At 72.4% G+C, this 23,353-nt stretch carries 21 protein-coding genes; 10 read left to right on the top strand and 11 right to left on the bottom strand.

Features of this window, described 5'->3' with window-relative positions; translation table 11 throughout:
• Positions 1–46: 46 nt before the first annotated feature.
• Entirely contained in the window at positions 47–562 is a 516-nt protein-coding gene (locus tag ACGFNU_RS19240) for a MarR family winged helix-turn-helix transcriptional regulator (RefSeq protein WP_392595287.1), read from the bottom strand.
• Positions 563–614: 52 nt separating this feature from the next.
• On the opposite strand from ACGFNU_RS19240, the gene ACGFNU_RS19235 reads away from it, so the two are divergent.
• Both ACGFNU_RS19235 and ACGFNU_RS19230 read left to right on the top strand, forming a co-directional pair.
• Positions 615–2,057 carry an MFS transporter gene (locus ACGFNU_RS19235; protein ID WP_392595286.1) on the top strand — a complete coding sequence of 481 codons (1,443 nt, stop codon included), beginning with the start codon at positions 615–617 and terminating at the stop codon, positions 2,055–2,057.
• Positions 2,058–2,164: 107 nt separating this feature from the next.
• A complete protein-coding gene (locus tag ACGFNU_RS19230) occupies positions 2,165–4,054 on the top strand; it encodes a propionyl-CoA synthetase (protein ID WP_392595284.1) in 1,890 nt (629 codons plus the stop codon).
• A gap of 28 nt (positions 4,055–4,082) precedes the next feature.
• Here ACGFNU_RS19230 and ACGFNU_RS19225 read toward each other — a convergent pair whose 3' ends face one another.
• Complete coding sequence (locus tag ACGFNU_RS19225; RefSeq protein ID WP_392595282.1) at positions 4,083–4,355, bottom strand: GlsB/YeaQ/YmgE family stress response membrane protein; 273 nt, start codon at positions 4,353–4,355, stop codon at positions 4,083–4,085.
• Positions 4,356–4,464: 109 nt separating this feature from the next.
• The gene (gene selD / locus ACGFNU_RS19220; RefSeq protein WP_392596473.1) at positions 4,465–5,451 is read right to left on the bottom strand and encodes a selenide, water dikinase SelD; all 987 of its coding nucleotides are present in this window, start codon (positions 5,449–5,451) and stop codon (positions 4,465–4,467) included.
• A 217-nt stretch (positions 5,452–5,668) separates the two neighbouring features.
• Here selD and ACGFNU_RS19215 point away from each other — a divergent pair, with 217 nt between their 5' ends.
• The 5 genes from ACGFNU_RS19215 (at position 5,669) to ACGFNU_RS19195 (ending at position 11,548) form a co-directional block, all read left to right on the top strand.
• Entirely contained in the window at positions 5,669–7,486 is a 1,818-nt protein-coding gene (locus ACGFNU_RS19215; protein ID WP_392595281.1) for an AMP-dependent synthetase/ligase, read from the top strand.
• A gap of 20 nt (positions 7,487–7,506) precedes the next feature.
• Positions 7,507–7,689, top strand: a complete 183-nt coding sequence (locus ACGFNU_RS19210; protein WP_392595280.1) for a DUF3099 domain-containing protein — start codon at positions 7,507–7,509, stop codon at positions 7,687–7,689.
• Positions 7,690–7,736: 47 nt separating this feature from the next.
• Positions 7,737–8,549, top strand: coding sequence for a formate dehydrogenase accessory sulfurtransferase FdhD (gene fdhD / locus ACGFNU_RS19205; RefSeq protein WP_392595278.1), 813 nt, complete (start codon positions 7,737–7,739; stop codon positions 8,547–8,549).
• 229 nt (positions 8,550–8,778) lie between these two features.
• Positions 8,779–9,711 carry a metal-dependent hydrolase gene (locus tag ACGFNU_RS19200; protein WP_392595276.1) on the top strand — a complete coding sequence of 311 codons (933 nt, stop codon included), beginning with the start codon at positions 8,779–8,781 and terminating at the stop codon, positions 9,709–9,711.
• Between the two features lie 94 nt (positions 9,712–9,805).
• Entirely contained in the window at positions 9,806–11,548 is a 1,743-nt protein-coding gene (locus ACGFNU_RS19195; RefSeq protein ID WP_392595274.1) for an SDR family oxidoreductase, read from the top strand.
• A 9-nt stretch (positions 11,549–11,557) separates the two neighbouring features.
• On the opposite strand, the gene ACGFNU_RS19190 is transcribed toward ACGFNU_RS19195, so the two are convergent.
• Positions 11,558–13,336 carry a glycoside hydrolase family 15 protein gene (locus ACGFNU_RS19190; RefSeq protein ID WP_392595273.1) on the bottom strand — a complete coding sequence of 593 codons (1,779 nt, stop codon included), beginning with the start codon at positions 13,334–13,336 and terminating at the stop codon, positions 11,558–11,560.
• 213 nt (positions 13,337–13,549) lie between these two features.
• Here ACGFNU_RS19190 and ACGFNU_RS19185 point away from each other — a divergent pair, with 213 nt between their 5' ends.
• On the top strand, positions 13,550–13,984 hold the full coding sequence (locus ACGFNU_RS19185) for a CBS domain-containing protein (RefSeq protein ID WP_392595271.1): 435 nt from the start codon (positions 13,550–13,552) through the stop codon (positions 13,982–13,984).
• 53 nt (positions 13,985–14,037) lie between these two features.
• Here the strand turns inward: ACGFNU_RS19185 and ACGFNU_RS19180 are convergent, their stop codons facing one another.
• The gene (locus tag ACGFNU_RS19180; RefSeq protein ID WP_392595269.1) at positions 14,038–15,519 is read right to left on the bottom strand and encodes a PLP-dependent aminotransferase family protein; all 1,482 of its coding nucleotides are present in this window, start codon (positions 15,517–15,519) and stop codon (positions 14,038–14,040) included.
• Positions 15,520–15,626: 107 nt separating this feature from the next.
• Here ACGFNU_RS19180 and ACGFNU_RS19175 point away from each other — a divergent pair, with 107 nt between their 5' ends.
• Complete coding sequence (locus ACGFNU_RS19175; RefSeq protein WP_392595267.1) at positions 15,627–16,280, top strand: YitT family protein; 654 nt, start codon at positions 15,627–15,629, stop codon at positions 16,278–16,280.
• A gap of 69 nt (positions 16,281–16,349) precedes the next feature.
• Here the strand turns inward: ACGFNU_RS19175 and ACGFNU_RS19170 are convergent, their stop codons facing one another.
• From ACGFNU_RS19170 to ACGFNU_RS19160, 3 genes are all read right to left on the bottom strand, one after another.
• Positions 16,350–17,243, bottom strand: a complete 894-nt coding sequence (locus ACGFNU_RS19170; protein ID WP_392595266.1) for a hypothetical protein — start codon at positions 17,241–17,243, stop codon at positions 16,350–16,352.
• Positions 17,243–18,223: an LD-carboxypeptidase gene (locus ACGFNU_RS19165; protein WP_392595264.1), complete on the bottom strand. Its 981-nt coding sequence runs from the start codon at positions 18,221–18,223 to the stop codon at positions 17,243–17,245. Before ACGFNU_RS19165 ends, ACGFNU_RS19170 begins: the two co-directional genes overlap by 1 nt.
• Positions 18,224–18,385: 162 nt before the next feature.
• Positions 18,386–19,153, bottom strand: coding sequence for an NAD-dependent deacetylase (locus ACGFNU_RS19160; protein WP_392595263.1), 768 nt, complete (start codon positions 19,151–19,153; stop codon positions 18,386–18,388).
• A gap of 184 nt (positions 19,154–19,337) precedes the next feature.
• Between ACGFNU_RS19160 and ACGFNU_RS19155 the strand changes: the two genes are divergently transcribed.
• On the top strand, positions 19,338–20,285 hold the full coding sequence (locus ACGFNU_RS19155) for a sulfotransferase family protein (RefSeq protein WP_392595261.1): 948 nt from the start codon (positions 19,338–19,340) through the stop codon (positions 20,283–20,285).
• Here the strand turns inward: ACGFNU_RS19155 and ACGFNU_RS19150 are convergent.
• The 3 genes from ACGFNU_RS19150 to ACGFNU_RS19140 all read right to left on the bottom strand — a co-directional run bounded on the left by ACGFNU_RS19150 (position 20,269) and on the right by ACGFNU_RS19140 (position 23,133).
• Positions 20,269–20,436 carry a hypothetical protein gene (locus ACGFNU_RS19150; RefSeq protein WP_392595260.1) on the bottom strand — a complete coding sequence of 56 codons (168 nt, stop codon included), beginning with the start codon at positions 20,434–20,436 and terminating at the stop codon, positions 20,269–20,271. The two genes, ACGFNU_RS19155 and ACGFNU_RS19150, sit on opposite strands and share 17 nt — an antisense overlap.
• 170 nt (positions 20,437–20,606) lie before the next feature.
• The gene (locus ACGFNU_RS19145; protein WP_392595258.1) at positions 20,607–21,095 is read right to left on the bottom strand and encodes a hypothetical protein; all 489 of its coding nucleotides are present in this window, start codon (positions 21,093–21,095) and stop codon (positions 20,607–20,609) included.
• Between the two features lie 73 nt (positions 21,096–21,168).
• On the bottom strand, positions 21,169–23,133 hold the full coding sequence (locus tag ACGFNU_RS19140) for an ABC transporter ATP-binding protein (RefSeq protein WP_392596471.1): 1,965 nt from the start codon (positions 23,131–23,133) through the stop codon (positions 21,169–21,171).
• Between the last annotated feature and the right edge of the window lie 220 nt (positions 23,134–23,353).

The following is a 23,353-nucleotide window of genomic DNA, read 5'->3' as shown; positions in this document are numbered from 1 at the left end:
GAAAAGTGTCACCCTATGCACTGTCGCGCCCACCTGGCTGTAAGCCCTATTTGGGGGCGATGCCGAAGTGGTCCCGTTCGGCCGCGTGCGCCACGAAGTCGTCCACCATCCGGTTCACGAGTTCGGCGAGCAGCCGGCGCTCCTCCCCCGACCATCCGGACAGGGCCTCGTCCATCCATCGCCGCCCGACGGCGCGCAGGCACTCGACGGCCTCGCGGCCCGAGTCGCGGAGGCGGATCCGCTGGGCGCGCCGGTCGTCGGGGTCGGGCACCCGTTCCACGTAGCCGGCCTTCTCCAGCCGTTGCAGCTGGCGGGTGACGTGCGGCGCCTCGACCGCCAGCCGGGTGGCGAGCTCTCCCGGCCGCATGGGCCCGTCGGCGTCCGCGAGCAGGCGCAGCAGCGGCACGGCGGCGCGGTCGACCGGCACTCCCGCGGCGGCGACGGTCCGGTCGTGCTGCTTGGCCCGGGTGAGCAGGTGGGAGATGCGGGTGAGGGCCCGCTCGATCTCCGCGATGTCCGCGATGTCCGCCGGGGCGGTGTTCCGCGGCTGGCTTGACGGCATGTGATGGAGCTTACTAGCTACTTACTTAACTTAAGTAAGTACAATCGCCGTCATGTCGTCCGCTCCCCCCGCCGCGGCCTCCGTGCACACCGGCCAGGCCGATCAGGCCACCGCGCACGCCGGGCTCACCCTCCTCGCGCTGGCCACCGCCGGCGCGGTCGTGTCGGTACAGCAGACCCTGGTGATCCCGCTGCTGCCGCGCCTCATGACCCAGTTCGACGCGTCGGTCACCTCCGTCACGTGGGTGTTCACCGCCTCCCTGCTCGCCGGGGCGGTCGCCACGCCGCTGCTGTCGCGCTTCGGCGACATGTACGGCAAGAAGAAGATGATCCTCGTGGCGATGGGCCTGCTGCTGGCGGGTTCGGTGATCTGCGCGCTGTCGGGCTCGCTCGGCGTCCTGGTCACGGGACGGGCGCTCCAGGGCACCTCGGCGGCGATGATCCCGCTCGCCATCGGGATGATCCGGGACACCTTCCCGCCGGAACGGGTGACCACCGCGATCGGGATCGTCAGCGCCACCATGGGCGTCGGCGGCACGATCGGCATGATCGTCACCGGCCTCGTCGCCGACCGCGTCACCGGCCACCACCCGATGTTCTGGATCGCCGCCGGGCTGGCCGCCGTCGGCCTGGTGCTGATCGCCTACAGCGCGCCCGACATCGGCGGGCGCACCGGCGGGCGGCCCGACCTGCTCGGCGCGGCGGTGCTGGCGGGCTGGCTGGTCTGCCTGCTCATGGGCATCAGCGAGGGCAACGCCTGGGGCTGGACGTCGGGCGGCGTGCTCGGCCTCTTCGCCGCGGCCGCCGCCCTGTGCGCGCTGTGGGTGATGATCGAGCTCCGCGTGCGCGAGCCGCTCGTCCGGCTGGGCCTGCTGATCGGCCCCAAGTCGCTGTCGGCCAACCTCGCGTCGATCCTGCTGGGCTTCTCGATGTTCGCCGCGTTCACGCTGATCTCCAACTTCGTGCAGTCCCCCAAGGACAAGGTCGGGTACGGCCTCAGCGGCTCGGTCCTGGACGTCGGGCTCTACATGCTGCCGAGCACCGTCACCATGCTGGTCTTCTCTTCCCTGGCCGGGCGCATCGCCGCGCGCGTGGGCCCCGCGTTCACGCTGGCGGCCGGCTCGTTCGTCGCCGGGCTGAGCTACCTGTGGCTGGCGCTGTCGAACGCGCACGGCTACGACATGCTCGCCTTCAGCGCGCTGCAGGGTGTCGGGTTCGGCATCGCGTACGCGGCGCTCGGCACGCTCGCCGTCCAGCACGTGCCGATGGACCAGAGCGGCATCGCGAGCGGGATCAACTCGCTGGTCCGCACCACCGGCGGCAGCGTCGCGGGCGCCGTGACGGCCGCGATCCTCAGCGGCCGCACGCTCGCGGGCACGTCCGTGCCGACGCTCGGCGCCTACGAGCTGTGCTTCTTCATCGTCGCCGCCGGAGCCGCCCTCGCCGCGGCCGTCGCCGTCGTGCACGGGCTCCGCCACGCGCCTCGGGCCTCTTGACGAACCACCCTCCGGACCGACCCAATAGGGGGACGCCCCGAATGGGCAATTGGGGCGACGGGACTCTGTGAAGAAGAGACGCAGGGGCACCTGAACCGGAGGTTGACATGGGCGCCTACGCGGCGGCGTACGAACGCAGCATCGCCGACCCCACCCGGTTCTGGGGGCTCGCCGCGCGGGACGTCCGGTGGCTCGTGCCGCCGGACCGGGTGCTCGACGACGGGGCGCCGCCGTTCTACCGCTGGTTCACCGGCGGCGAGCTCAACACCTGCGACAACGCGCTGGACCGGCATGTCGAGGAGGGCCGCGGCGACCAGGCCGCGCTGATCTACGACAGCCCGGTCACCGGTACCGTCGCGACCTACACCTACCGCCAGCTGACCGACCTGGTGGCGCGGTTCGCGGGCGCGCTGCGCGACCTCGGCGTCGACCGCGGCGACCGCGTCGTCATCTACCTGCCGATGATCCCCGAGGCGGTCGTCGCCATGCTCGCCTGCGCCCGGCTCGGGGCGGTGCACTCGGTGGTGTTCGGCGGGTTCGCGGCCAAGGAGCTGGCGGTGCGGATCGACCACGCCCGGCCCAAGGTCGTGGTGTCGGCGTCCTGCGGGATCGAGGGCGGCCGGGTCGTGGCGTACAAGCCGCTGCTGGACAAGGCGCTGGACCTGGCCGCGCACAAGGTCGACCGCTGCGTGATCCGGCAGCGCCCGCAACTGCACGCCGACCTGGTCCAGGCCCGCGACATCGACTGGGACGAGGCGGTCGCGCGGGCGGTCCCCGCCGACTGCGTCCCCGTCGCCGCCACCGACCCCCTCTACATCCTCTACACGTCCGGCACCACCGGCCGCCCCAAGGGCGTGGTCCGCGACAACGGCGGGCACGCCGTGGCGCTCCGCTGGTCGATGGAGAACATCTACGGCGTCGGCCCCGGCGACGTGTTCTGGGCGGCCTCCGACGTCGGCTGGGTCGTCGGCCACTCCTACATCGTGTACGCGCCGCTGCTCACCGGCTGCACGACCGTGCTGTACGAGGGCAAGCCCGTCGGCACGCCCGACGCCGGGGCCTTCTGGCGGGTCGCCGCGCAGCACCGCGTCAAGGCGCTCTTCACCGCGCCCACCGCCGTCCGCGCCATCAAGAAGGAGGACCCGGACGGGGAGCTGCTCGCCGGATACGACCTCTCGGCCATGGACACCCTCTTCCTCGCGGGAGAGCGGCTGGACCCCGACACCTACCACTGGGCCGAGCGCGTGCTCGGCAAGCCGGTCATCGACCACTGGTGGCAGACCGAGACGGGCTGGCCCATGGTGGCGAACCTGCGGGGCCTGGAGCCGATGCCGGTCAAGCCCGGCTCCCCCACCGTGGCGGTGCCCGGGTTCGACGTCCGGGTACTGGCGCCGGACGGCACCCGCAGCGCTCCCGGCGCCGACGGCGACCTCGTCGTGCGGCTGCCGCTGCCGCCGGGCACGCTGTCCACGCTGTGGCAGGACGACGAGCGCTTCGTCGAGTCCTACCTCACCCGCCATCCCGGGCACTACCTCACCGGCGACGGCGGTCGCGTGGACGACGACGGCTACGTCTGGGTGATGGGGCGCACCGACGACGTCATCAACGTGGCGGGCCACCGGCTGTCGACCGGCACGATGGAGGAGGTCATCGCTGCCCACCCCGCGGTGGCCGAGTGCGCCGTGATCGGCGTCCAGGACCGGCTCAAGGGCCAGGTGCCCCGCGGCCTGGTCGTGCTCAAGAGCGGCGCCGAGGTGGACGAGGAGACGCTCCGCGGCGAGCTGGTGGGGATGGTCCGCGAGCAGGTCGGGCCGGTCGCGGCGTTCAAGGAGATCGCGATCGTCCCGGCGCTGCCCAAGACCCGCTCGGGCAAGATCCTGCGCGGCGCGATGCGCGGCATCGCCGACGGCCTGGAGGTGACGGTGCCGTCGACGATCGAGGACCCTGCCGTGCTCGACGGGCTCCGGCCCGTCCTGCGCCCGCCGGCCGCCCCCTGACCCCCGGCGGCCCCTAACTCGCCCGCGCTCAGAAGTCCGCGGTCTTCCGGGGCCAGAACGCCGCCACCAGGTAGACGCCGACCACCGCGAAGGCGATCTGGAAGAGCGTCTCCCAGAAGTTCCAGCCGCTGGTCTTCAGGTCGAACAGGTGCGCCAGGCCCGTTCCGGCGAACGCGGCGACGATGCCGACGACGATGGTGAGCCAGATCGGCATGTGCTGCTTGCCCGGCACGATCAGGCGCCCGACGGCACCGATGACGGCCCCGAAGATCAGGGCGGTGATGATCCCCCCGATGGTCATGTCCACTCCCTCGGTCGTGTGGTGCCGGCCCCGCTCGGCCGCGAACCCGTAACCGGGTGAATACCCAGCGTAGGGATTATTGACACGACCGTGACGTAGCCGACGCGGGCTACCGCACCACGAGGGTGTGCCTGCCCCGCCCGACCAGCTCGCCCACCACCGGCGCGCCGGGGATCTCGCCCGCGACGAGCAGCCCGCCGGAGGTCTGCGCGTCGGCCAGCAGCAGCCGTTCCGCCTCGGCGATGCGGCCGAAGTCGGTGTGCGGCGCGACCCAGGCGAGGTTGCGCCGCGAGCCTCCCGGCACGAAGCCGTCGCGCACGGCGGCGCGGGCGCCGTCGAGGTAGGGCACGGCGGCCGCGTTGACCACGGCCGTGACGCCGCTCGCCCGCGCCAGCTTGTAGAGGTGCCCGAGCAGGCCGAAGCCGGTGACGTCGGTCGCGCAGCGGATGTCGCGTTCCAACGCGAGCCGGCCCGCCGCCGCGTTCAGGGTGGTCATGACGTCGACGGCCTGGCCGAACACCTCTCCGGTGGCCTTGTGGCGGGCGTTGAGCACCCCGATGCCGAGGGGTTTGGTCAGCGAGAGCGGGATCCCGGGACGGCCAGCGTCCAGCCGCAGCAGCCGCCCGGGATCGGCGGCCCCGGTGACCGCCAGGCCGTACTTGGGCTCGGGGTCGTCGATGCTGTGGCCGCCCGCGATCGGGCAGCCCGCCAGCGCCGCGACGTCCCGGCCGCCGCGCAGCACCTCCTTGGCCACCTCCCAGGGCAGCGCGTCGCGCGGCCAGCCCAGCAGGTTGATCGCCATGAGGGGTTCGCCGCCGACCGCGTAGACGTCCGAGAGCGCGTTGGCGGCGGCGATCCGGCCCCAGTCGTAGGCGTCGTCGACCACCGGGGTGAAGAAGTCGGCGGTGGAGACGACCGCGCGGCCGCCGTCGATCCGCAGCACGGCGGCGTCGTCCCCGTCGGCGGCGCCCATGAGGAGCGCGTCCGGGAAGCCCCCGGCGAGCCCGGCGACGACGTTCTCGAGCTCTCCTGGCGGGATCTTGCAGGCACACCCTCCGCCGCGGGCGTACTGGGTCAGGCGAAGGCCGGCCGGCACGGAGTCCACAGCGGGAACCTATCCCACCCCCCACCTGGATGATCAAGAACCGGACGGTACCCGTCCGGCTACGCACCGATCCCATCCGGCCGCGACCAGCACGAAAGTCCGGACGGCACGCCCCGAACCCCCTTGCCCGAACCGCATTCGGCATGATGCGATTCCGAGGATGCAAGTAACCAGTTACTTTGACAGCGGGGCCGAGAGGGGCGCGGACATGGGCGAGGCCGAGAACCCGGCGGGACGGACGATCTGCACGAGCCTGGCGGCCATCGCGGCCGAGCACGGCGGCGCGCCCGCCTACTCCGACCGCGACGGCGACGGCTGGCGGACGCTGACCTGGGGCGAGACGCGGCGGCGGGCCCTGGAGACGGCAGCCGGATTCGCGGCGCTGGGCCTGGAGGCCGGCGAGGTCGTCGCGCTGATGATGCCCAACCGGTCCGAGCACGTCCTCGCCGACCTGGGTGCGATGCACGCGGGCGGCGTGCCCACGACCGTCTACGCGACGCTCGCCCCCGACCAGGTCGCCTTCGTCGCGGCCGACTGCTCGGCCAGGTACGCCGTGCTGGACGGGCCGGACCAGGTCGGCCGGTGGCTGCCGGTCCTGGGCGACCTGCCCGCGCTGCGCAAGGTCATCGTGCTGGACGCGGCGGCGTGCCCGGACGACGAGCGGTTCATGACCTGGCAGGCGTTCAGCGAGCTCGGCCGGGAACGGCTGGCGGCCGATCCCGGGGCCGTCGACCTCCGCTGGCAGGCGGTCAAGCCGTCCGGCACCGCGACCCTGCTCTACACCTCGGGCACGACCGGCGATCCGAAGGGCGTGATCATCACGCACTCGATGGCGCTGCGCGAGTGCGCGCTGGTGGAGCGCAGCTCGGTGCTGCCCGAACGGAACGCCGGCGTCTCCTACCTGCCGTTCGCGCACATCGCCGACCGGGTGCTCAGCTACTACCTGCCGGTCACCCGGGGCTCGCACGTGTACTTCTGCCCGGACCCGGCGCTGCTCACCACCGTGCTGCGCGAGGTCCGGCCGCACTCGTTCTTCGGCGTGCCCCGGGTCTGGGAGAAGATCATGGCGGGCATCCAGGCGGTGCTGGCCGGCGAGCGGGACGAGGCGACGAAGGCGGCGGTCCAGGGGGCGCTGGACGTCGGCCGCCGGTACGTGACGAGCCTGGAGCACGGCAACACCACGCCGCCCGAACTGGCCGCCGCCTTCGAACGCGCCGACGCCGCCGTGCTGACCCCGATGCGCGCGCTGCTCGGCCTCGACCGGGTCGGCCAGGCGTCCAGCGCCGCCGCCCCGCTGCCGGACGAGGTCGCGCGGTTCTTCGCCGGGCTCGGCCTGAAGATCTTCGACGCGTACGGCATGACCGAGACGACCGGCGCCGTCACGGCCAACCTCGCCGGCTCCTTCAAGCTCGGCACGGTCGGCCGCCCGTTCGACGGCGTGGAGCTGCGGCTCGCGGCGGACGGCGAGATCCTCGTCCGCGGCGCCACCTGCACGCCCGGCTACCTCAACCGTCCCGAGGCCACCGCCGCGCTGCTCGACGAGGGCGGCTGGGTGCACACCGGCGACGTCGGCGTGCTGGACGAGGACGGCTTCCTCAAGGTCGTCGACCGCAAGAAGGAGCTCATCGTCACCGCGGGCGGCGAGAACATCGCCCCGTCCATGATCGAGAACCTCCTCAAGGAGCATCCGCTGGTCGGGCAGGCGCTCGCGTACGGCGACCGGCGGCCCTACGTGGTCGCGCTGATCACCCTGGACGGCGAGGTGGCACCCGTCTGGGCCGCGGCGCACGGTATCGACACCACCGATCTGGCGGCCCTCGCCGAGCATCCGCTGGTCGTCGAGGAGGTGGCCGGGGCGGTCGCGGACGCCAACGCCCGCCTCGCCCGCGTCCAGCAGGTCAAGAAGTGGCGGCTGCTCCCCGCCGAGTGGACCGCCGAGAGCGAGGAGCTGACGCCGACCCTCAAGCTCAAGCGCCGGGTCGTCCACGGCAAGTACGGCGACACGATCGAGAACCTCTACAGGTGATCGCGGCGTACGGTGGAGGCATGAGGCGCCGCAAACTGGCGTACGGGATCATGATGGGCACCTGCCTGACGCTCTTCGTGCTGGCGTGGTCGGTCGTCCGGCTGTTCTCACCGCCCGCGGCGATCGTGATGTCGGTCGTCGCGATGGTGATCCCGCCCTTCGCCGCCGTCGTCGCCAACTGGAACGTCGACCGGCGCGAGTGACCCCGGCGGCCTTCGCGCGGGGAGCGCATCGGGAGTACCGTCGCGCTATGGGGCGGATCACGGTGCGCAAGCCGGTACTGCGGCTGAGCACCGCCGGGGTGCGCGGGCGGCGGCCCGACACGCTGGCGGTGGAGGAGCCTCTGGAGATCCGGATCGCCGGCCGGCCGCTGACCATCACGATGCGGACGCCGGGCGACGACTTCGACCTCGTGGCGGGCTTCCTCGCGGCCGAGGGGATCATCTCCGGGGCGGCCGACCTCGCGGGCATGCGCTACTGCGCGGACACCCACGAGCAGAACACCCTCGACGTGGTCCTCGCGGCCGGGGTCGCGCCGCCGGACGCGCTGCTCGAACGCGCCTTCACCACGACGAGCGCGTGCGGGGTCTGCGGCAAGGCCAGCATCGAGGCGCTGCGCGCCGACCGCCCGTACGACGTCGCGGCCGACGACGTGGCGCTCACGCCCAAGCTCCTGGCCGCGCTTCCGGACCGGCTGCGCGAGGCGCAGCGGGTCTTCGACCGCACCGGCGGGCTGCACGCGGCCGGGCTCTTCGACCCGGCGGGCGGCCTGCTGGCCGTGCGCGAGGACGTGGGACGGCACAACGCGGTCGACAAGGTCGTCGGCTGGGCGCTGCGCGCGGGCCTGCTCCCGCTGACCGGCCGGATCCTCATGGTGAGCGGCCGCGCCTCGTTCGAGCTGACGCAGAAGGCGATGCTGGCCGGGATCCCGGTGCTGGCCGCCGTCTCGGCGCCGTCGTCGCTGGCGGTCGAGCTGGCCGAGGACGCCGGGATGACCCTGATCGGCTTTCTGCGCGGCGAGACCATGAACGTCTATACCGGCGCCGAGCGCGTGACCGTGTGACCCGTCCCGCAAAACCTTCCCAGTAATTAGTGTAATTGTCATCCCCCGATGAAAACCGATGGGTAACTTGTGGGACAAATCCCAAGAAAGCACATCGGCCGCACTAGTTCACTGGCGTGCCAGCAGTCCATGCGGCGCTCGGCGCCGTACACCGAATGACGATCGTGCAGCGTCCATAGGTGATCTTGTACTGCTCCAGTGACCAGGCGCGCCGGCGTGAGGAGCGGAAATGGCAGGGCTTCCCGAGGCGGGACCGGATGCCGGGATCGACGAGCGGCACCCCCGCATCCAGCCCAGACGCGTCTCGTTCGACTGGGAGAAGACGCCCCTGCACTGGATTCCCGGCGATCCGGTCGCGACTCACATGATCAATTCTTTCCATATCGTCCTGCCCGAGGGCGAGAAGTGGTTCGTCCAGTGCGTCAAGGACGCGACTCCGCATATCAGGGACGAGAAACTCCGCGCGGAAATCAAGGGCTTCATCGGCCAGGAGATGGTGCACGCGCGATCCCACCAGGGCGTGCTCACCCAGCTCCTGGAGGTCAACGGGATCGACGTCTCCAAGATCACTGAACCGGCCGCCCAGGGGAACGCCGACCGCCCGGCCCAGATGGCGGCACTCAAGGAGAGGTCGCCGCGCCTGTGGCGGCTGCGCCTGCGGTTCGAGCTGGCGGCCGTGGCCGCGATCGAGCACTACACCGCCGTGCTCGGCCAGTGGATCATGGACAACGACCGGCTGGACGCGGCGGGCGTGGACCCGACGATGCTGGACCTGCTGCGCTGGCACGGCGCGGAGGAGGTCGAGCACCGCTCCGTCGTCTTCGACGTCTACCAGCAGATGGGCGGCAGGTATCCGATGCGCGTCGCCGCCTGGGCGGTGTCGCTGTTCTTCCTCGTCTGGGCGGTGATCGGCGGCGGGATCTACCTGCTGAAGCAGGACCCGACCGTCAAGCGCAAGGTGACGTTCCCGCACGTCTACCGCTCGTACCGCAAGTCGGTGCGCAAGGGCCACATCCCGGGGATCTTCAAGCTGCTGCTCGGCGAGGCGCCGATCTACCTCAAGCCCTCGCACCACCCATCGCAGATCTGCTCCACCCCGCAGGCCTTGGAATACCTGATGAAGTCACCCGCGGCCCAGGCGGCGGGCTACGACCCTTACTAATGGCTTCGCGGCCCAGCGTGATGGGCGCCACTCTCGCCGCGGCTTGACCGGGGTCCGCGACAGCGGTTAATTGAACGATGTGTCCAATAATGTGATGACGACCGCGCGCCGCGTCCGCGGGGACGGGGTCGACCTGGCCGTCTTCGAGCAGGGCGACCGCTCCCGGCCGACCGTGCTGCTGATGCACGGCTACCCCGACACCCACGCCGTCTGGGACGAGGTGGCGGCCCGGCTCGCGGCGCGCTACCACGTGGTCCGCTACGACGTCCGGGGCGCGGGCGCCTCGTCCCGCCCGTTCGGCCGCAGGCGCTACACGTTCGCCTACCTGATGGCCGACCTGCGCGCGGTGCTGGACGCCACGAGCCCGGACCGGCCCGTGCACCTCGTCGGCCACGACTGGGGCTCCATCCAGGCGTGGGAGGCCGTCTGCACGATGCCCGAGCGGTTCGCCTCGTTCACCTCGATGTCCGGCCCCTGCCTCGACCATGTGGCGCACTGGACGCGGGGCAAGCTGAGCAGGCCGACCCCGCGCAACCTCAGGCTGGCGGCGGGCCAGGGCCTGCGGTCCTGGTACATCGCCTTCTTCCAGACCCCGGTCGTGCCCGAGGTGATGTGGCGCGCCGGACTGACCAGGCTTTTCACTCGCGCCCTGGAGATCGGCGAGGGCGTCGGGCCGCGCGCGGGCCACCCGGCGCGCACATTCGCCCGCGACGCCGCCGCCGGCGTCGGCCTCTACCGGGGCGACATGCCGCAGCGGCTCCGCAGGCCGCGCGACCGCCGCACCGACGTGCCGACGCAGGTGATCGTGGCGACCAGGGACCTGTTCGTCTCCCCGCATCTGGTCGGCGGCCTCCAGGACCGCGTGCCCCACCTGTCGCTGCGCACGATCGCGGCGGGGCACTGGCTGCCGCGCAGCCACCCCGGGGTCGTCGCCCAGTGGATCACCGAGCACGTCACCGCGGTCTCCGGCGGCCCGCTCACCGCGCCGGAGGAACGTGCCGTGCGCCGGGCCCGGGTGCGCCGCGACCGGCGCCCGTTCGACGGATCGCTGGTCGTCGTGACCGGCGCGGGCAGCGGCATCGGCCGCGCGACGGCGCTGGCGTTCGCCGAGAAGGGCGCCGACGTGGTCGCCGCCGACCTCGATCCGGCCACCGCGCGGCGCACCGCCGAGCTCATCGGGCCGCGGGGCCACGCCGTCCAGGTCGACGTGGCCGATCCGGTCGCGATGGAAGACTTCGCCAAGTCGGTGCTGCACGAGCACGGCGTGCCCGACGTCGTGGTCAACAACGCCGGGATCGGCATGGCCGGCGCGTTCCTCGACCACTCCGTGGAGGATTGGCGGCGGGTACTGGACGTCAATCTCTGGGGCGTCGTCCATGGCTCGCGGCTGTTCGGCGCGCGGATGGCGGAGCAGGGCCAGGGCGGGCACATCGTCAACACCGCCTCGGCGGCGGCGTTCACGCCCTCGCGCACGCTGCCCGCCTACGCCACCAGCAAGGCGGCCGTGCTCATGCTCTCCGAGTGCCTGCGCGCCGAACTGGCGGGCAAGGGGATCGGGGTCAGCGCCATCTGTCCCGGCATCGTCAACACCAACATCACGCGGACGTCGCGGTTCGTCGGCCAGTCGGCAGAGGAGCAGGGCAGGAAACAGGAACGGGCGGCACGTGCCTATGCCCGGCGCAACTTCGGTCCCGAGGGCGTCGCCAAGCAGATCGTGGCGGCGGTGCAGAAAAACCGGGCCCTCGTCCCCGTCACCCCGGAGGCACGGCTGAGTTACCTCACCTCGCGGATCTCCCCGCGAGTGATGCGCCTGCTCGCCCGGCTCGACGTCGGATAGCCCGGACGGTCACCACACGCTCTGGTGGCCGTCGAGCTCGTACGCGGCGTGGATCAGCGGCACGTGGCTGAACGCCTGCGGGAAGTTGCCCACCAGGCGGCCCGACACGGGGTCGTACTCCTCGGCCAGCAGGCCCACGTCGTTGCGCAGTGACAGCAGCCGCTCGAAGAGCTCGCGCGCCTCGTCGTCGCGGCCGATGGCGCGCAGGCCGTCGACGAGCCAGAACGAGCACGCCAGGAACGCGCCTTCCTCGCCCGTCAGCCCGTCGGACGCCGCTCCCTCGTCGGTCGGGTAGCGCCGGACGAACCCGTCACCGGCCAGCTCCCGCCGGACGGCCTCGATGGTGCCGGCGACGCGTGGATCGTCCGCGGGGAGGAAACCCACCTGCGGCATCAGCAGGAGGGCCGCGTCCAGGTCCTGCGAGCCATACGACTGGGTGAACGTGCCGCGGGCGGGATCGAAGCCCTTGTCGCAGACGTCCCGGTGGATGCGGTCGCGCAGGGCGCGCCAGTGGTCGACCGGCCCGGGGCGGCCGAACTCCTCGGCGATCTTGATGGCGCGGTCGAACGCGACCCAGCACATCATCTTGGAGTGCACGAAGTGCCGCCGTGGGCCGCGCACCTCCCAGAGCCCCTCGTCGGGGTCGGCCCACCGCGCCTCCACGTACGCGAGCAGCGAGTCCTGCATCGCCGCGATCTCCGGGGCCGGGGGCAGGCCGGCCTTGCGCGCGAGGTAGAGCGAGTTCATCACCTCACCGGGGACGTCCAGCTGGAGCTGCCCGGCGGCGGCGTTGCCCACGCGGACGGGCCGTGAGCCCTCGTACCCGGGCAGCCAGCCGACCTCCCACTCGGTGAGCCTGCGCTCCCCCGCCACCCCGTACATGATCTGGACGTCCTCGGGATCGCCCGCGACGGCCCGCAGCAGCCACCGCCGCCACGCGTCCGCCTCCTCGGTGCAGCCGCTGCGCAGCAGCGCGTCCAGCGTCATGGTCGCGTCGCGCAGCCAGCAGAAGCGGTAGTCCCAGTTGCGGACGCCGCCGATCGTCTCCGGCAGCGACGTGGTGGGGGCGGCGACGATGCCGCCGGTGGGCGAGTAGGTGAGCGCCTTGAGCGTGATCAGGGACCTGATGACGGCATCGCGGTAGGTGCCCGCATAGGAGAACCGGCCGACCCACGCGGTCCACTCCGCCTCGGTCTCCGCCAGCGCGTGCAGCGCGTCGACCGGCTTGGGCGCCGGGAGGTGGGACGCGTGCCAGGTGAGCACGAACGGGATCCGCTCCCCCGCGCGGACGGTGAACTCGGCGGTGTGCGCGAAGTCCCGGCCCACCACCTTGATCGGGCTTCGCAGCCAGATCGCGTCCGGGCCCGCGATCCCGGCGAGCTGGCCGCCGGACTGGTGCATCCAGGGCACGCGGTGGCCGTAGTCGAACCGCAGCCGCAGGTCCAGCGTCACGCCGACCTCGCCCGCGAGCCCCTCGACGATCCGCACGATGTCGGGCGCCTCCCCGCGGTGCGGCATGAAGTCGATGACCCGGACGGCGCCGCCGGGCGTCTCCCACTCGGTCTCCAGGATCAGCGTGTCGCCCCGGTAGCGGCGCCGGGCGGCGCGCCCCGCACCGGTCGGCGCCAGCCGCCACCGGCCGTTCTCCTCGTCGCCGAGCAGCGCGGCGAAGCAGGCCCCCGAGTCGAAGCGCGGCAGGCACAGCCAGTCGATGGAGCCGTCGTCGCGGACCAGCGCGGCGCTCTGGCAGTCGCCGATCAGCGCATAATCTTCGATGCGTCCCGGCACGTCCTGTCCCCTTGAGTTCACGGCGACATCGGCAGGTCAGGCCTACCCGTGATCGGCCCGGGCCATGCCCGGCCCGGCGACGATCGCGTGCCGCCGGGGTCAAGCGTTTACCGCCACGGGGTTCCGGCGAGCCGCGGAACATGGGACCTTGGCAGGTAGAAGGACCGCGGCGGGGCCCGCGAAAGCCGACCGAACCGACGCCGGAGAGTTTTCATGCGCATTCGCGACATCCTGCGGAGAAAAGGGAACGCGGTGGCCACGGTACGACCCGACGCCACCGTCCGGGAACTGCTGGCCACCCTGGCCGAGCACAACATCGGCGCGGCGGTGGTCTCGCCCGACGGTGAGACGATCGCCGGCATCGCGTCCGAACGCGACGTCGTGCGCCGCCTGCACGAACACGGCGCGCGGCTGCTCGACCGGCCGGTGGCCGAGATCATGACCGAGCGGGTCCGCACCTGCGAGCCGGAGACCGACGTGCACGACCTGCGGACGACGATGACCGAGCACCGGATCCGGCACATCCCCGTCGTCGTCGACGGGCGGCTGGCCGGGCTGGTCAGCATCGGCGACGTGGTCAAGAGCGCGATCGACGAACTCGAGAGCGAACGCGAGCACCTCGTCGACTACATCCAGCGCGCGCCCTGACCCCCCTGAACCGACCTCACCGCGCCCCGCGGCGGCCGATCGCCGCGGGGCCGTCAGACGTAGGCGGGCAGCGGGCGGGAGACCGGGGCCGCGTCGACCTCGCGGTAGGCGGCGGCCAGGCGTTCGGCGGCCGCGCGCAGCGTTTCCGGCGGCAGCACGTACGGCAGCCGGACGCAGTCCTCCAGCACGCCGTCCACGCCGAAGACCGGGCCCGGCACCACGCGCACGCCATAACGCCCGGCGGCCTCGGCCAGAAGCGTCGCCACCGGCGCGCCGAGCCGCGCCCACAATGACATGCCGCCTTCGGGCAGGCGGAACTCCCAGTCCGGCAGATGGTCGCGCAGGGCGGCGGCCAGCGCGTCGCGGTTGCGCAGCAGCGTCGCGGCGCGCTCGGCCCGCACCTCCTCGACCCGCAGCAGCAGCTCGCGGACGATGAGCTGGTCGAGTACCGGGCTCGCCATGTCCATGGCCTCGCGTGACAGCACCAGGCGCCGGGCCAGCGGCGCGGTGGTGCGGATCCAGCCGATGCGCAGCCCGCCCCACAGCAGCTTGGACGCCGAGCCGATCGTGATGACGCGCCCGCCGGTGTCGTAGGACGACACCGGCGCCATCCGGGGCGCGGCCAGGTCGTGCCCCAGCTCGGCGAACGTCTCGTCGACGAGCAGGAACGCGTCGGCCCGCCGGGCGGCGTCCACCAGCGCGGCCCGGTCGTCCTCGCCCATGAGCCCGCCGGTCGGGTTGTGGAAGTCGGGGATCGTGTAGGCCAGCCGCACCGCCGCCTGCCGCATGCTGCCCGCGATCAGCTCCAGGTCCCAGCCCTCGTTCACGCCCACCGGCACCAGCCGGGCCCCGCGCCGCCGCAGCGCGCCGAGGGCGTGCGGATAGGTCGGCCGCTCGACCAGGACGGCGTCCCCGGGGTCGGTCAGGGCCTGGGTCAGCAGGGTGAAGGCGTGCTGCGCGCCCGTGGTGACGACGATCTGGTCCGGCCGGGTCGGCACGCCCCGCGCCGCGTACCTCGCGGCGATCACCTCGCGGAGCTCGACCAGGCCGGCGGGCTCGTAGCCGGGGCCCGCGCTGTACCGGCCCAGTTCGCCGACCGCGGCGGCCACGGCCTCCTGGAAGATCTCCGGGGCGCCCGGCGTCGCGCAGCCGAGGTCGATGAAACCAGGCCCGTCCGGGGCGTGCGCCATGCCGAACTTGCCCGCGCCGAAGGGCACCGAGACCGACGGCACCGTCCGCGTCGACGGGGCCGACATGTTGGTCGGAGGCAGTGCCGTCCAACTGCCCGCGCCCTGCCTGCTCTCGATGAACCCCTCGTCGCGGAGCCGGTCGTAGGCGGCCGTCACGGTGGTGCGGCTGACGCCGAGGGCGGCCGCCAGGTCTCGTTCGGCGGGCAGCCGCGTGCGCAGGGCCAGCCGCCCGTCGAGGACGAGCCCGCGCACCGCGAGGGCGAGCGCCGCGTAGAACGGCCGCTCGTGCGGCACCTCGCCGAGCAGACGGGCCAGCTGGGATCCGCTCACGTACCGGGTACTCATACAGACCACTTTTCCATATTGGCTCTTTCTAGACCAGTCCACTCGCGACCAAACTGGATACTTCGGCCGCGAGTCTGCTGGTAGCAGCGTGATGAGGAGAACAGGCAATGGCCTTGATGGTACGTCGATTGGTGCAGCTCTATCTCGGATTGGCCTTGTACGGTCTGGGCATCGCCCTGCAGGTGGACTCCGCACTGGGCAACGATCCGTGGGACGTGTTCCACCAGGGACTGGCGCGGCAGTTCGGGTTGTCGATCGGCATATGGATCATCATCATCGGGGCCGTCGTCATGCTGGCCTGGATCCCGCTGCGGCAGCGGCCCGGCCTCGGCACGATCAGCAACGTGGTCCTGGTGGGCGCCTTCGCCGACCTGTTCCTCCACCTGCTGCCCGACCCGTCCGCCCTCGCGGCCCGCTGGGCCTACCTCGCCGCGGCGATCGTCGTCGGCGGCTTCGCCACCGGCCTCTACATCGGCGCCGGGTTCGGGGCGGGCCCGCGGGACGGCCTGACGACCGGCCTGGCCGCGCGGGGCCGGTCGATCCGGGTCGTGCGCACCGGCATCGAGCTGAGCGTGCTGGCGGCAGGCTGGCTGCTCGGCGGCACCGTGGGGATCGGCACCCTGCTGTACGCGGTGGCCATCGGCCCCCTCGCGCACGTCTTCATCCCGCTGCTGGAGATCAAGAAGCCGGCGGCCGATCAGGCGCCGCGCTCTCAGGCGACGCCGGAGCCGTCCGGCGAGGCCCTCGTCCCCCTGACGTGACGGGGAACGCACGCGACACGACCGGAATACAGGTGAGGTGATCGGGGCCGGTGCGCGTCACCGGCCTCTTCAGCGTTCGGCGGCGAGGGTGGTCAGGACCGCGCGGAAGTCTTCGGGGAGCACGAGCGTGTCGCCGTCGTAGCGGGTCTCCAGGAGCGTCAGCTCGCCGTTGCGCCACCAGTAGAGGTGCGGGCTCAGGGAGCCAGGGCCGTCCTCGTAGGCCTGATGCGCCTGGCCCTGGAGCTCCCGCGCGGCCGCCACCGCCGCCCGGTAGCCGGCGCGGATGCCGCCGACCGGGGGCTGGATGGGGTGCGCGATGATCAGGCTGCGGTTCGGCACGACCACCAGCGCGCCGTACGGGCCGAGCGGCAGGTACTCCTCCAGCCAGGCCAGGTGCGTGACGGCGTAGAACGTCCAGCCGTGCAGCACCGACACCCGCACGCCGCCGAGCTCCTGCTCGTCCAGCTGCAGCGGCCCGTCGGCCCGCACGTTGGCGCGGCCCAGCATGAACAGCGCGTCGCCGGAGACCGGCCAGCCGTTCATCTCGTCGGTGGTCACGGTGCGCACGGTGGTCGGGGTGTCGACCACCACGGCCTCGATGAGCCCGGGGGCGAACGGGCGCGCGGCCAGCACGCCGTTGTCGGCCTCGGCGGGGTAGATGCGGGTGCGCAGCAGGTTCTGGGCGAGCTCGAAGTCGCTGAGGTCGAGCGGCTCCTCGATCGCGGTGACGATCGTGGTGACGTGGTCGGAGACCAGCGCGGGCCAGTCGTTGCGGGGGACGAGCCGCGCCAGCTGCCGCAGGTTGCGCAGGCTCACGTGGAGTCGGTTGGCGCCCTCGAGCAGCATGACGTCGCCGGGGACCTGGCGGCAGGAGTAGCCCAGGCTCTCCGCCACCAGCACCAGAAGGGAGTCGAGTGCGCCGTCGTCCCAGTCGCCGGGACGCGCGTGCCTGCCGCCGCTCATCAGACACCTCCTGCGGGAGCTTGCAGGGTCAGAACACCGGCGCCTGCGTCCAGCCGGACGCGGGCGCCGAGTTCGAGCGTGAGCTGGCGGGGCCCGTGCCCGGCGGAGACGCCCGCCAGGATCGGGACGCCGAGCGGGCCGAGCCGGCCCGCCACCACGGCGTCGGCCTCGGCCGGGTCGCCGCAGTCGGTCCAGGGCCCGAGGACGACGCCCGCGGCGCCGTCGAACCAGCCCGCCTGGAGCAGCTGGGTGAGCATGCGGTCGATGCGGTAGGGCGCCTCGGCGATGTCCTCCAGGAAGACGACGCGCCCGGCCGCCGGTGGCGGCGCGTAGGGCGTGCCGAGCATCGCCGTGAGGAGCGCGAGCGTGCCTCCGGTCAGCGGCCCCTCGGCCCGGCCAGGGGCGAGCGCGTGCGTGCCGCCGACGGCCTCGGGAGCGCTCCCGAACCACGCCGCGCGAAGGCTCGCCAGCGAGGCCTCGTGGTCGTCACCGGCGCCGTCGGCGAGGATGCCCGCCGGCATGGGCCCGAACGCGGTGGTGATGCCGAAGCGCTCACCGAAGGCCGCATGGAGGGCGGTGATGTCGCTGGAGCCGTGAAGGAGCTTGGGGCCGCGATCGGTGACCGCCGCCTCGGCCATCGCCGCCCAGTCGAGGTGGTCGAGGATCCGGGTGGCGCCGTAGCCGCCCCGGGCGCACACGACCGCCCGCACCCGCGGATCGCACCACGCGGCCTGCAGGTCGGCCGCCCGGTCGGCGTCCGTCCCGGCGAGCCGCTGCCAGTCGTCGCGGACCGGCTCCGCCGTCCCCAGGTTGACCCGGTCGAGGGCGTGCTTGGCCACGACGACGTCCAGGCCGAGATCGCGCAGCACCGTGCAGCCGGACTCCAGCCGGTCCGGATGCACCGGACCGCTGGGCGCGATCACGGCCACCCGGTCGCCGGGCCGCAGCCTGGCGAATCCCCGGGCGCCCCCGCTTCTCAACCCGATCCCTCCTCGCACCGCAACGGATAGAGCTTGTCAGGAGAATTACGCCAGCGGAAGGGGCCCCCGGTCACGACCCGCCAACAGATCCTCACCAAGTGAGTGTCGCCTCCCGATCCCATCCGTCCCCCATCACGGCCTTGTCACGATCAACGGACGGGATCACCGTTCGTTCCCCGTCGCCAGCTCCACCAGCCGCGGCAGAGTCTCGCCGATCGGCTTGCGCAGGACGGCGTCGGCCAGCCCGTCGTAGGGCGTGGGCTGGGCATTGATGATCACGAGCCGGGCGCCGTGCTCGACCGCCTCCAGGCACAACCCTGCCGCGGGCTGCACGGTCAGCGAGGTGCCGACGGCGACGAAGAGGTCGCAGGACCGGGCGGCGGCGATCGCGGCCTCCAGCACCTCCGGTTTGAGCGACTGGCCGAACGAGATCGTCGCCGACTTCTGGATCCCGCCGCAGGCGGCGCACGGCGGATCGTCCTCGCCCTTCTCCACCCGGGCCAGGATCTCGGGCATCGGGGTGCGCAGCCCGCAGGACAGGCACTCGGCGTACCGCATCGTGCCGTGGATCTCGATCACCAGTTCGGGGCTCGAGCCGGCGCGCTGGTGCAGGCCATCGATGTTCTGGGTGACGATCGCGCGCAGCCGGCCCGCCCGTTCGAGGTCCACCAGCGCGGCGTGCCCGGTGTTGGGCCGGGCGTTCCACGCCGGGTGGTCGCACCGCGACCGCCAGGCACGGCGGCGCACCTCCGGGTCGGCGACATAGCTGCCGATCGTCGACATGGCCGCGGCAGCCGGGTCCTTGGTCCAGACCCCCTGCGGTCCCCGGAAGTCGGGGATGCCGCTGTCGGTGCTGATCCCGGCGCCGGACAGCACCGTGATCGACTCGGCCGCGGGCAGCCAGTCCGCGAGCGTCTGGGGGGCGTTCATGGTTCCAGGCTAGGGCCGGAACGCCCCGTTCTGTTCCGAATATCCCGAAGCTGAGCGGGGATCTGCAGGTGACGGCGGGGACCGATTGTCCGGTGAGCGGAAGGGCATGGCCGTGATGGGGAAGGCCAACGCGGTGCGTCGCGGGCGGCGGCATCACCCCGGAGGTGAGAAACTGGGCCTTCGTATGAGGTCGACGCCGCACATTCTGGTGATCAATGGCACCAAGGTCCGCCGCCCGGTCTTCGTCCTGGGCGCTCCCCACTCCGGTGCGGACCTTCTCGCGCGTGCCGTGAAACGTTCCACCGGCTTTCACCTGACGGTCGGGCGCCCCGGTGTGCTGCGCGTCACCTACGCCTTCGCCCGCCGCCCGTCGATCGCCTCCGAGCGCGGCCGCGGGGCCGCCCGGGTGCTGCGCGACGCGTTCGCCGAGGCGTGGCAGGTCTCCGCGCGCGGCTGCGCCGAGTGCCCGGCGGAGTGCCGGGAGCTGTCCGGCCTGCGGGCGCCCGCGGCCGACGACGGTGATCTCGCGGAGCCGTGCACCGAGCCGCGCGGGATCTCCCGGTTCGCCGACGCCTCCCCCGACCTGCTCTACAGCGCCGACGTCCTGCTGGACGCGTTCCCCGACGCCCAGCTGCTGCAGGTGATCAGGGACGGCCGGGACGTGGTGGCCGACATGCTCGACGACGAGCGCTGCATGGCGTGGTTCCGGCCCGGGCTCGCCAACCTCGACGAGGTCTTCCCCAACCCGTTCTTCGGCGTCGAGGACGTCCTCGAACGGGATCGCTGGCCCCAGGCGGCGATGGCGGTCCGGTGCGCGCTGCGGTGGCGCGGCTCGGTGCGGCTCAGTGCCAAGCTGCGCGCCCAGACGCCCGACGACCAGCTGATGACGGTGCGGTACGAGGATCTGATCTCCCGGCCGCGCAAGGTCGCGGACACCGTCTCGGACTATCTGGAGGCGCCGATCTCCAAGGCCGCCCTGTCCGGGCTGGTACGCCCCCGCGATCGGGAGGCCGGGGAGCGGCAGGCGGGGACGTGGCGCAACCGGCTCACCTCCCGGCAGCTGGTCCAGGTGGAGAAGGTCGCCGGTCCGGAGCTGCGCAGGCTGGGCTACGAGCTCAGCGGCGTTTCATGATCGACGAGGCGGAGGCCGCCACGTCCGGGCCGCGCCAGCCGAGCGCGACGCCCGCGGCCCCCAGGCCGACGAGCAGGACGGTGTAGCGGCCGGGCCCGCTCTTCACGACCCGGACGGGATTGATCGTCGCGGTGTTCATGGTCCTTCGCACCCTGGTCTCCTCTCCGTGGACGCTCGCGCTCCCAGTCACTGTGACGACGCGAAGTGGCCATCGGGTTGCCGCCCCGGCGCGATCAAAGGAAGTCCAGGAAACCGCAACCGGCGTCGCGCGACAGGAGTTCCCTGAGATTCCCGTGGGACCTTCAGGGCGGCACGAGGCCGTCAGGGACTGAAGATCTGCCGCATCACGGTGATCCGTTGCCGCCCGTCCAGCCGTACATCGAACATGCGCGCACGATCCGGGAGCGGCCCGTACCGCCTCTCGGCCGTCCTGGACATGGCGGCGAACTGCTCCGGCGTCACCTGGATGCCCTTGAGCCAGTCCTTGAGGTCGCCCTCGAACAGGGGCGCCGTGATGTGGATGCGGGCTCCGGGCGCGAGGGCGGTCGCCGCCGCGGGCCGGACGTTCGCCGGGACGACCGTCTCCGGCCCGCCCGGCTGCCGTCGCGTCGCCCGCGCCAGCAGGACCTCGTCCGGCCGGGCCCCCGGACGGACCACTGCGAACGCCGTCGTCGCCCCCGACAGGGCGGCGGCCGATGGCGTCGCGGCCGAATCGCGTACCGCCGCCATGTTGGCGCGCTGCTCGCCGCAGCCGGTCGCCAGGACCGGCACGGCGGCCAGTACGGCCAGAAGCCCGATCGTCCTCCGCATGCTCGTCACCCCCGTCGCGGCGTACCTACCCAGCTCGGCGGGGCTGACCATCTTTTCGAAGGTCTCGGTATGGTCACTCCGCTCCGAGCGGCTCCGCGGTGCGGCTCTCCCGTCCGTTCTGACGGGCGAACTGGGTGCGGTAGAGCTCGGCGTAGAGCCCGCCCCCGAGCAGCAGCTCCTCGTGCCGGCCGCGCTCGGCGACCCGGCCGTCGTCGATCACCAGGATCTGGTCGGCCTCGCGGATGGTCGAGAGCCGGTGCGCGATCACCAGCGACGTGCGGCCCGCCAGCGCCGTCTTCAGCGCGCGCTGCACGGCCGCCTCGGACTCCGAGTCCAGGTGCGCGGTGGCCTCGTCCAGGACGACCACCGACGGGGCCTTCAGCAGCAGCCGGGCGATCGCCAGGCGCTGCTTCTCACCGCCCGACAGCCGGTACCCGCGGTCGCCGACGACCGTGTCGAGCCCCTCGGGCATGTCCGCGATCAGCTCGCCGATCTGGGCCGCCGCCAGCGCGGTGAGGATCTCCTCGTCGGTGGCGGCGGGCCTGGCGTAGCGCATGTTCTCGCGGATCGAGTCGTGGAAGAGGTGGGCGTCCTGGCTGACGACGCCGACCTGCGCCCGCAGCGACTCCAGGGTCACGTCGCGGACGTCCTGGCCGCCGACGCGCACGGCTCCGTCGTCGGCGTCGTAGAGCCTCGACACCAGATGGGTGATCGTCGACTTGCCCGCCCCGGACGGCCCGACCAGGGCCACCAGCTCGCCCGGCCCGGCCGTGAACGTGACGCCGTGCAGGACGGGCCGTCCCGGCGCGTTGTCGTTGCGGGCGATGGACTCCAGCGACGCCAGCGAGATCTCCTCGGCGGCGGGATAGGCGAAGTGCACCCCGTCGAACTCGATCGCGGGCGCCGCGGTGCCGTCCCCGTGCCCAGCGCCATCCGCGTGGCCGTCGGCGTCCGCCCGGGCCCGGCACAGCGGCACGGCGCCCTTGCGGTCGCGGATGAGCGGCTTGAGGTCCAGCACCTCGAAGACGCGGTCGAAGCTCACCAGCGCCGTCATCACGTCCACGTGGACGTTGGAGAGCGCGGTGAGGGGCCCGTACATCCGGGTCAGCAGGGTCGCGAGCGCGACCAGCGTGCCGAGTTCGAAGCTCCCGTCCGCGGCCAGGACACCGCCGACGCCGTAGACCATGGCCGTGGCGAGCGCCGCGACGAGGGTCAGCGCGGTGAAGAACACCCGGCCGTACATCGCGGCCACCACGCCGATGTCGCGGACCCGGGCGGCGCGGGCGGAGAAGTTCTCCTCCTCCTCGGACGGGCGCCCGTACAGCTTGGCGAGCATGGCGCCCGCCACGTTGAACCGCTCGGTCATCAGCGAGGACATCTCGGCGTCCAGCTGCATCTGCTCGCGGCTGATGCGCTGCAGCCGCTTGCCCACCCACTTGGCCGGCAGGATGAAGATCGGCAGCAGCAGCAACGCGAACAGCGTGACCTGCCAGGACAGGATCAGCATGGTGATCAGCACGAGGACCAGGCTGATCACGTTGGAGACCACCGACGACAGGGTGGTGGTCAGGGCGCGCTGGGCGCCGATCACGTCGTTGTTGAGCCGGCTGACCAGCGAGCCGGTCTGGGCCCGCATGAAGAAGGCGACCGGCTGGCGCTGGACGTGGCCGAACACCTGCGTGCGCAGGTCGTAGATCAGGCCCTCGCCGATGCGCGCCGAGTACCACCGCTGCGCCAGGCCGAGCACGGCCTCCACCAGCGCGAGCCCGGCCACCGCCACGGCCAGCCAGATCACCAGGTCCTGCCGGCCGGGCACGATGCCCCGGTCGATGATCGCCTTGAGCAGCAGCGGGTTGGCGACCACGATCACCGCGGCGAACGAGTTGAGGACCAGGAACAGCACCAGCTCGCGGACGTACGGGCGGGCGTACCCGGCGATCCGCTTGACCGTGCCGGGCTTGAGCTTCTGCTGGGTCACCGAGCCGTCCCGGCGGAACGACGCCATCACCTGCCAGCCGTTGCCCGGCATACCCGGCATCCCCATGCGGCCTCCGACCGTTCGAGTCCAGCTCCGCGTACGCCGTGCGCGTACGTAATCAAGTAAGCATCTCAGTCTGCACCCACGACAACGCACCTCGTACCCGACCGCTTCCCGGCTCAGCTCACGGCGAAAACCGGCCGTCCGCGCGCAGCCCACCTGGAGATCCTGCGGGCGCTCTGGCCAGCTCTGGGCGATCTTGTGGACTTTGTGGCGGTCC

It is taken from the genome of Spirillospora sp. NPDC048911 (genome assembly GCF_043198015.1).
Lineage (GTDB): Bacteria > Actinomycetota > Actinomycetes > Streptosporangiales > Streptosporangiaceae > Spirillospora.
The sequence above is the reverse complement of the archived record's forward strand: the minus strand, read 5'-3'. Positions and strand labels throughout refer to the sequence as shown.

What these genes read in the sequence shown, in the direction of transcription:
- ACGFNU_RS19240 (WP_392595287.1), bottom strand. Translation starts at nt 562, where the DNA reads ATGCCGTCAAGCCAGCCGCGGAACACCGCCCCGGCGGACATCGCGGAC.
- ACGFNU_RS19235 (WP_392595286.1), top strand. Translation starts at nt 615, where the DNA reads ATGTCGTCCGCTCCCCCCGCCGCGGCCTCCGTGCACACCGGCCAGGCC.
- ACGFNU_RS19230 (WP_392595284.1), top strand. Translation starts at nt 2,165, where the DNA reads ATGGGCGCCTACGCGGCGGCGTACGAACGCAGCATCGCCGACCCCACC.
- ACGFNU_RS19225 (WP_392595282.1), bottom strand. Translation starts at nt 4,355, where the DNA reads ATGACCATCGGGGGGATCATCACCGCCCTGATCTTCGGGGCCGTCATC.
- ACGFNU_RS19215 (WP_392595281.1), top strand. Translation starts at nt 5,669, where the DNA reads ATGGGCGAGGCCGAGAACCCGGCGGGACGGACGATCTGCACGAGCCTG.
- ACGFNU_RS19210 (WP_392595280.1), top strand. Translation starts at nt 7,507, where the DNA reads ATGAGGCGCCGCAAACTGGCGTACGGGATCATGATGGGCACCTGCCTG.
- fdhD (WP_392595278.1), top strand. Translation starts at nt 7,737, where the DNA reads ATGGGGCGGATCACGGTGCGCAAGCCGGTACTGCGGCTGAGCACCGCC.
- ACGFNU_RS19200 (WP_392595276.1), top strand. Translation starts at nt 8,779, where the DNA reads ATGGCAGGGCTTCCCGAGGCGGGACCGGATGCCGGGATCGACGAGCGG.
- ACGFNU_RS19195 (WP_392595274.1), top strand. Translation starts at nt 9,806, where the DNA reads ATGACGACCGCGCGCCGCGTCCGCGGGGACGGGGTCGACCTGGCCGTC.
- ACGFNU_RS19185 (WP_392595271.1), top strand. Translation starts at nt 13,550, where the DNA reads ATGCGCATTCGCGACATCCTGCGGAGAAAAGGGAACGCGGTGGCCACG.
- ACGFNU_RS19180 (WP_392595269.1), bottom strand. Translation starts at nt 15,519, where the DNA reads ATGAGTACCCGGTACGTGAGCGGATCCCAGCTGGCCCGTCTGCTCGGC.
- ACGFNU_RS19175 (WP_392595267.1), top strand. Translation starts at nt 15,627, where the DNA reads ATGGCCTTGATGGTACGTCGATTGGTGCAGCTCTATCTCGGATTGGCC.
- ACGFNU_RS19170 (WP_392595266.1), bottom strand. Translation starts at nt 17,243, where the DNA reads ATGAGCGGCGGCAGGCACGCGCGTCCCGGCGACTGGGACGACGGCGCA.
- ACGFNU_RS19160 (WP_392595263.1), bottom strand. Translation starts at nt 19,153, where the DNA reads ATGAACGCCCCCCAGACGCTCGCGGACTGGCTGCCCGCGGCCGAGTCG.
- ACGFNU_RS19155 (WP_392595261.1), top strand. Translation starts at nt 19,338, where the DNA reads ATGAGGTCGACGCCGCACATTCTGGTGATCAATGGCACCAAGGTCCGC.
- ACGFNU_RS19145 (WP_392595258.1), bottom strand. Translation starts at nt 21,095, where the DNA reads ATGCGGAGGACGATCGGGCTTCTGGCCGTACTGGCCGCCGTGCCGGTC.
- ACGFNU_RS19140 (WP_392596471.1), bottom strand. Translation starts at nt 23,133, where the DNA reads ATGCCGGGTATGCCGGGCAACGGCTGGCAGGTGATGGCGTCGTTCCGC.